The sequence below is a fragment of the Allobaculum sp. genome (assembly GCF_047010065.1).
In the GTDB taxonomy this organism is placed as follows: Bacteria; Bacillota_I; Bacilli_A; order Erysipelotrichales; family Erysipelotrichaceae; genus Allobaculum; species Allobaculum fili.
In genome coordinates, this window is sequence record NZ_JBKXLD010000137.1 from 3,099 (window position 1) to 4,452 (window position 1,354).

Sequence of the window (1,354 nt, forward strand, 5' to 3'; positions counted from 1 at the left end):
TAACGGGGCAGAATTTTACAGTTACATCAGGAAGCAGTTCCTGCAGACGCGGAGCGACGATGCCGAGATCGTTTTTCGCTTTGTCCTCGTCTGTTTTTACTTTGCCGAGGTGGGACATCAGGATGACCTTCGCGCCGTTGTCCGTGAGATATTTGAGTGTAGGAATAGCGGCTTTAACGCGATTGTCATTGGTGATCTCGCTGCCTTTGTGCGGTACGTTCAAATCAGCGCGGACGATGACTTTCTTACCGTTCACATCGAGATCTTTGACAGTTTTCTTTGCCATGGATGCAGTGTTTCCTCCTTTAATCATGTACTTACGTACGTTCTTTTCTAGTATATCACCGGCCGGGATGCTTTGAAATTTCCAAAAGTGAGCTTGTGAATTCTTACGCAAACATCGAAGTGTTAACCGCTTACATGAATTTCGCTCAGACAGCCTTATTTTGCCGATCCAATGGAAAAGGCCGGGTCCGCAAAGCGCCCGGCGTACCGGAAGTATGCCAGCATGAGAGAAAGATATATGAACGCGGACAGAATATCTGAAGCGGCGCTGGAAAAGCCCAGGGGCGGAACGATCTTCACGCGTCCAGGTTCTGGTCCGCTGGGAAATGGAGCAGATCCGACGCAAAGACCAGAACGGTGCAGGTTGAAAAAACGGACAGGGGTCAGATGACCGCCTGTCCGTTGACGTAAATGTGAAAACCGTTGGTGATGATGTTGGTTCCCGCCGGATTTTCGTTAACGAATTCGGTGAGATAAATATCGCTGCTCAGAGCGAGCGTGGACGAGGCGTCCATGTGCAGAACAGCGGTTTTCATGCGCTGATCGGAATTGATTGATCCGCCAAGTCCGGATGCGCCGGTCAGGGTAATGTTCACTTCGCTGTTTTCGTCGCCGTTAATATTGCCGTACACAACCTGGGTTACGGCATTGATCGTAACTTTGGAGCGTTCCGCCTGCACCAGCGTTGTAAATCCGGTCAGCTGCATGGAGGCGTTCATGTTCAGAACGAAGTCGCTGTCGCGTACCGCGAACGCCGCTCCATTGGGATGGTCAGCCCGGCCGATGTAGCTGAACGAGCAGCTGTTGAGCGTCAGTTCTGTCAGACCCTGCGCCTTTTCCCAGCGTCCGTCCGTGCGGGCCACGAAGGCGCCTTCCATGCCGGAATCGCTGTCCAGTCCGTTCATGGTAATCGCGCAGTTGGCGAGCGTTGTCTTTGATCCCGGAATCAGAACGGCTGCCGAAGACGTGTTGGACGCCATGCTCAGGCGGCTGCCGTTAAAGGTGCCCGCGTTGAGCAGCGTCGGCGAAGCCAGACCGTTTGTTTCCGTAACGCTGGAATCCGCAGTCA

General features: G+C 53.2%; 1 protein-coding gene and 1 pseudogene. Both read right to left on the reverse strand.

All coding sequences use genetic code 11. From position 1 onward, the window contains the following. Positions 1 to 286, reverse strand: a pseudogene (gene pgk, locus ACLUYS_RS09420) (phosphoglycerate kinase); the annotation flags it as partial. A gap of 382 nt (positions 287 to 668) precedes the next feature. Continuing rightward, on the reverse strand, positions 669 to 1,354 hold a 686-nt coding region (locus tag ACLUYS_RS09425), incomplete at its 5' end, for a hypothetical protein (RefSeq protein WP_412659714.1).